Raw genomic sequence first — 5,567 nt, 5'->3', positions numbered from 1 at the left:
GCCAGCCTGCCCCGGCAGGCGTGGAAGCGCCGTTCATGCGGACGGGGCGCCCACGGCGAGCGCGTCTACGACTGGGCCCGGGCGCCGATCCGTCCATGGCGCGAGGAGGGTGTCGAGCACTGGGTCCTCGCCCGCCGCAACATCACCGATCCCACCGAGATCGCCTACTACGTGTGCTTCGCACCCGAAGGCACCACCCTGAATACCCTCCTGGCTGTGGCCGGCCGCCGGTGGACGATCGAAGAATGCTTCCAGACCGCGAAGAACGAATGCGGTCTCGACCACTACCAGGTCCGCAAATACCACGCCTGGTACCGGCACATCACCCTCGCCATGGCGGCCCACGCCTACCTGACAACGGTCCGCGCGGAGGAGCTCAAAAAAGGGGATCAAAACCCGGTGAACAGCACCTCGTCCCGCTGAGCCCGCCCGAGACCCGCCGCCTGACCGCCCACCCCGCAGCACGTCTTCTTCCCCCGGTCGCCCAGATCCTGCACTGGTCCCACTGGCGACGACAAGCACAACACCGAGCACGCATCAGCCACTACAAACGACGAGGCCACAGCCCCTGAACCGAAACACCATCACGCCAAGCGCGGTTGCAGTACTAGTGCAGCCTCCAGCTGAACTTGCCTCCGCCCACCCACCGGACCTCGCCCGGGTCATCGAGGTCGTGGACCCTGATGCCTGCGGCCCAGGCGGCGTGGAGCACGTCCGTCATCGATGTTGCCGCGCTGACGACCTCCCCGTCGATCTCCACAAGGCGGAAGGGCGGATCACCCGGCTGGACTCTCAGCACGGTGATCCGAGGCATCGAGATACGAGGGCTCGCACTTTCGGTCATGCGCAGATCCGTTCCACGCCACGGTCGGCAGTATGCCCGGCGGCAGGATAGGTAACGCAACTCCACATGACATCACCCCGGCAGCCGAGCCAGCTGCCCGTCGGAAGGCGGATCCGCCGACAGCAGTCCGCAACCGGACCCAACAGTGCGCGTCAAGGCCCGCTGCCTGTTCGCCTGTCACCTGTCCCGGACAGCCAAAGCTTGCCGGCCAGGACGTTGTCGAGGATCGAATCGGTCGGCTTGCGCACTTCCATCCGCAGGGGCGTCACCCGCCCGCCCTGCGAATGTTCGGCGTCCCCGTCGGCCGCAGCACGGTTTGTAGCTGGTCAACGCGATGTCAGAAATTCAGCCGCGGGCTCGCAGGCCTGTGAGCATCGACGAGTACGCAATACGCAAGGGCCGTGTCCACGGGACCGTGCGTGAAGATCGGTCGACCAGTCGGCCTGCTGCGCGACCTCGAGGCGGCCACCGTCGAAGCCCGGCTGACCAAGCACCCCGGGATCGAGTTCGTCTGCCGCGCCCGTGCCCGGTAGCGGGGCGGCGTGGGAGCGCCGAACCGGGCGCGGGGTATCCGGTCCCGGAGAGCACCGGCACAGAGCGCGTAACGCAACTTCGCGAGCTCCGCGGGGCTCGGTCCGTCGGTCTCGATGCCGCCTTGAACAGGGATCCTGTATCGACTGATTGCCGGAAATCACGGGCGTGCTGCTGGGATGCCGACAGGACACACGGCGGCGAGCACTTCGGCGCGTCACGGAGAAGCCGGACCACCGTCAGGGGAAACTTTCGCCATGACCAACGCGATGAAGGCAGCCCTTGAGGGCGGCCCCGACGATCTTCCTGAGCGAATCGTTTCCATCACTACGCCTGGAGTCGACCTCAAGATCCCATTCCGTGGTGGATACGAGCACTTCAAGGCGACGACACGTCACCAGGAAACCGACGAGGGCCAATTGCCTGTCTACGAATGGTGGGAGCGCACGGAAGTGCCAGGGTGAGGGTTGTCCGGTAGCTGCCCTGGCGTTCCGTTCAGCCGCAGCATGAGTGATCTCGCTGAAGGCTGCCTGGCCGAGCCGGGATGCCATCGCCGGTCCCGGCCTTTCACGGGCAGACCGGCTCCCGCAGTCGGCGAGTCGACACGCCGGGGCGCGCGCTTGCCTTGTCACCGGCGATGTCGTAGCTCACGTATTCGGAGCCGCAGAAGCAGTACGCTGCCGGCGCGCCACACCACAGCCGCGTCGACATGCGCGGTGAGCCTCCCCGTCACCAGCCACCTCAAATGCCGTAGAGACCGGGTAGAACTCGAAGCCCTGGTCGTGGGCCGAAAGGCCAAGGCCGTGAAGTTACGGCTCTGGGTGCGTCGGCAAGCGCGCTCTGATCTGCGGCAAGTCCTGACGTGAGAAGCGGAGCCCCGGTAGAACTGGCAGTCGACCAAGACAGCCGTTCACAGCACCGGAGGCTCCGCTGTCCGATCAGTATGTCATCACGCGTGAAATCACGGTAGCCGAGGGCCTGTTCGCCCCCGGACATCTGGGGGAACTCACCCAGATCGTCCCGTTCGAGATGGTCGATGCGGCCCTCACCGAAACCGGTGCCGCCCAGCAACGACTGCGGAAGGTCCCCGCCCGAGTGGTGGTCTACCTGCTGCTGGCCGCAGCCCTGTTCGAGGACTGCGGCTACCTGGCCGTCTGGCGCAAGCTCGCCGCCGCGCTGGAAAAGATACCGGTCGCGAAGGTCACCGGCACGGCGCTCTGGTACGCGCGGACCCGTCTCGGTGTCCGCCCCATGCGGGCCCTGTTCGAGCTGCTGCGCGGGCCGGCCACAGTGATCCGTACCGTCGGTGCCCGGTACAAGGATCTACTGACCGTCGCGATCGACGGCACCTACCTCGACGTCCCCGACAGCCCGCTGCACCGGGCCCGCCTGGGCAAGGGAAGCAACCAGTACGCGGCCTCCGGCTACCCGCAGATCTGCCTGACCGCGCTGGTGGCCTGCGGCACCAGGGCGGTCCTGGACGCCGCCTTCGGCCCCCGGTCCAGCGGCGAGACCGTCTACGGCAAGCGACTGACGCGTTCCCTTCTCGCAGGAATGATCGTATTGCTGGACCGGGGCTTCTCCAGCAATACGTTCCTGGCCGCCGTCGCCGCCACCGAGGCTGCCTTCCTGGCTCGCATCTCGGCCGCCCGTAAACCCCCGGTCCTGGCCCGCTTCGACGACGGCTCCTACCTCTCCCGCTTCGGCGGCGTCGAAGTCCGCATCATCGAGTGCGAGATCACCATCACCACCAGCCAGGGCCGCCAGACCGGCCTCTGCCGACTGGCCACCAACCTCCTTGACCACCAGCGGTACCCGGCATCCGACCTGGTCAGCCTGTATCACGAGCGATGGGAAGTGGAGTCCGCCTACTTCGCGATCAAGAAGACGATGCTGGGCCGACGGGTCCTGCGCTCCAAGACGTGGGCAGGCATCGCCCAGGAGGCCCACGCACTGCTGAGCGCCTACCAGAACCTGCGGATCGCGATCGTCGACGCCACCGAGACCACACCCGGAGCGGACTCGGACCGGGGCAGCTTCAGCGTCGCGCTCCGATGCGCCCGCGATCAGATCATTCAGGCCGCGGGCGTCATCGCCGACACCGAGATCGACCTCGTCGGAACGATCGGCCGAGCTGTCCTGGACCAGCTCATGTCCGCCCGCCGCCTCCGCCGCAGCCCCCGCGCAGTGAAACGAACCCTGTCCCGATACGCGTACAAGAGCCTCAAAGTCGACCGACGCACCTACAAAGCCACCCTCAGCATCAGCATCTTGCAATCACCGATCAGCCCGTAACTTCACGGCCTTGCCCAAAAGGCCGGCCGACGGGACTGGTCGACGGTTGCGGGTCAGCGAGGTGCTGGGGTGTGGGCTGCCGGCAGCCGTCAGCCGTCGTGCGAAAGCGACTTGCCCATATGGGCTGACCAGGCAAAAACGCCCAGGATCGCGAAAAGTAAGTTTTGCACCTGCAATCGTGCCTGAGGTGCAACCCCGGGCGCACCCCTTCAGACAACCCAGCAGTCACGGGCTACAGCGGCTGGGGACATCCGCCAGGTGCCGGAGCTCAGCGGCAGAGAGCTTCGGCTTCCCGCCGGACCGGCCGGTCGACGTCGAATCCGCAACCACGGGCGAGTTCGGTCAGGTGCCGGGAAGGTACCCGGTCGGCCCGCTTGGCGCGGGTGCCTGTGCGTGCCCCGACTCGTCATCGCCCACCTCACGCTGATAGGGGAAGCGCTCACCCACACACCCCTGCGGCAGTCGGCAGGAGTGCCGACACGCTCGCCTGTCTGCACTAACCCGGGGCGCGCAGCGAACCTCCCACCGCGAAGCTGTGGGCATACGCGTTCCCGCCGTCCCCTCGGCGAAAGACAAAGAAGGTTTTCCCGTGCGTCTGTACCGAATAGCACTGTGGGTAACGGCTCCTGTGGCAGTTCCTCTCATGGCGGCACCGCCCGGACTGACGACGGCCCGTGCCGTCGGCGATACGACACCGGAAGGCCCCCTTGCCGTATGGCGGGCCGGAACAGCTCCGGAGTCGGCTGTCGATTCCGCGCTGCCGTTCCCGGCCCTCGGAGCGAGGTCAGTGGCATTCCCCCGTGCGGCGCCTCGGCCCGCCATCGTGTTGCGTACTCAGTGGCGGGCCGACGAGACCAAGCGCGACCCATATGCCCACTACGCGCAAGGGGTGACGGCGGTCTTCATCCATCACACCGACACCCCCAACGGCTACGACTGCGCCGACGTCCCGCGTACCCTGCGCAATCTGTACACGGGCCAGACCCGCGACCGGAGATGGGGAGACCTCGGCTACAACTTCCTCGTCGACAAATGCGGCACCATATACGAAGGCCGCGCCGGCGGTACCGACCGCCCGGTCGTCGGCTCCCATACCCTCGGGTTCAACCAGGGCACCACGGGGATTGCGGCGATCGGCACCTTCGGACGAGGCACTCCCGTACCGGCATCCATGGAGCACTCGATCGCAGCCCTCGCCGCCTGGAAGCTCGGCTTGAACGGCATCGAACCCACCAGCAAGGTGCGGCTCACATCCACGAACGACAAGAGCCGCTACACGGAGGGAACTTCTGCCGAATTCGACGCCATCTCCGGCCATCGCGACGGCTATGCCACCAACTGCCCCGGAGATGCACTGTTCGCGCGGCTCCCCGCAATCCGAAAGATTGCTGCCGGCCTCCAGGGCAGGTCCCCACGAGCACCCTCTGGTGTCGCCCTGCCCGCGGGCTTGCGGAGCCTCCAACAAACCAGTCATTGACGCCCCATCAGGACCGGGTGCATCTGGGGCGCAGCCCTCTGACATCGCAGACTCGGCCGGGGCGAACGAGCCCAGGGCGGCTATGCGGCCGCCCTCATGCCGAAACCGACGCGGGACTCCACGTCGGCTTGCAGATCTCACGGGCAGCCCTGAGGACAGATCCGGGCAATCTCGCGGATCCCATTGACCGCCTCTCACACGGACGTGCGGCCCGTGCTCCGGCCTTCGCCTGCGCCTTTCGCTCCCGCCGACAAGTCGCGTCGTAATGGTTGAGCCGGCCACGAGCTCCCGGCCGGCGGCACGCGCGGCAATGAGCTCCGAGACGCCTTAGCCTTGATCCACCGAGGTGGTTTGAGAGTGGTCTTTTGATCGGTTTGGGGGCGGGTGGCCGGGTGAGGGCAGGTTGTGTCCGCTGGTCTG

Annotated in this window: 6 protein-coding genes; 5 read left to right on the top strand and 1 reads right to left on the bottom strand. The window is 66.8% G+C overall.

The window, feature by feature from the left end:
• Nucleotides 1–423, top strand: a 423-nt coding sequence (locus ACZ7IB_RS48460) for an IS701 family transposase (RefSeq protein ID WP_470921715.1), incomplete at its 5' end; no start/stop codon positions are given.
• Nucleotides 424–607: 184 nt separating this feature from the next.
• Here ACZ7IB_RS48460 and ACZ7IB_RS48455 read toward each other — a convergent pair.
• Nucleotides 608–844, bottom strand: coding sequence for a hypothetical protein (locus ACZ7IB_RS48455; protein ID WP_470921713.1), 237 nt, complete (start codon nucleotides 842–844; stop codon nucleotides 608–610).
• Between the two features lie 401 nt (nucleotides 845–1,245).
• Here ACZ7IB_RS48455 and ACZ7IB_RS48450 point away from each other — a divergent pair, with 401 nt between their 5' ends.
• The 4 genes from ACZ7IB_RS48450 to ACZ7IB_RS48435 all read left to right on the top strand — a co-directional run bounded on the left by ACZ7IB_RS48450 (nucleotide 1,246) and on the right by ACZ7IB_RS48435 (nucleotide 5,147).
• On the top strand, nucleotides 1,246–1,377 hold the full coding sequence (locus tag ACZ7IB_RS48450) for a hypothetical protein (protein WP_470921711.1): 132 nt from the start codon (nucleotides 1,246–1,248) through the stop codon (nucleotides 1,375–1,377).
• A gap of 255 nt (nucleotides 1,378–1,632) precedes the next feature.
• Nucleotides 1,633–1,839 carry a DUF5988 family protein gene (locus ACZ7IB_RS48445; protein ID WP_470921709.1) on the top strand — a complete coding sequence of 69 codons (207 nt, stop codon included), beginning with the start codon at nucleotides 1,633–1,635 and terminating at the stop codon, nucleotides 1,837–1,839.
• Nucleotides 1,840–2,305: 466 nt separating this feature from the next.
• Nucleotides 2,306–3,670 carry an IS4 family transposase gene (locus ACZ7IB_RS48440; protein WP_470921717.1) on the top strand — a complete coding sequence of 455 codons (1,365 nt, stop codon included), beginning with the start codon at nucleotides 2,306–2,308 and terminating at the stop codon, nucleotides 3,668–3,670.
• 823 nt (nucleotides 3,671–4,493) lie between these two features.
• Nucleotides 4,494–5,147, top strand: coding sequence for a peptidoglycan recognition protein family protein (locus tag ACZ7IB_RS48435; RefSeq protein WP_470921708.1), 654 nt, complete (start codon nucleotides 4,494–4,496; stop codon nucleotides 5,145–5,147).
• The last annotated feature ends 420 nt before the right edge of the window (nucleotides 5,148–5,567 follow it).

It is taken from the genome of Streptomyces sp. NPDC037301 (assembly GCF_055602785.1).
The sequence above is the reverse complement of the archived record's forward strand: the minus strand, read 5'-3'. Positions and strand labels throughout refer to the sequence as shown.

What these genes read in the sequence shown, in the direction of transcription:
- ACZ7IB_RS48455 (WP_470921713.1), bottom strand. Translation starts at nt 844, where the DNA reads ATGACCGAAAGTGCGAGCCCTCGTATCTCGATGCCTCGGATCACCGTG.
- ACZ7IB_RS48445 (WP_470921709.1), top strand. Translation starts at nt 1,633, where the DNA reads ATGACCAACGCGATGAAGGCAGCCCTTGAGGGCGGCCCCGACGATCTT.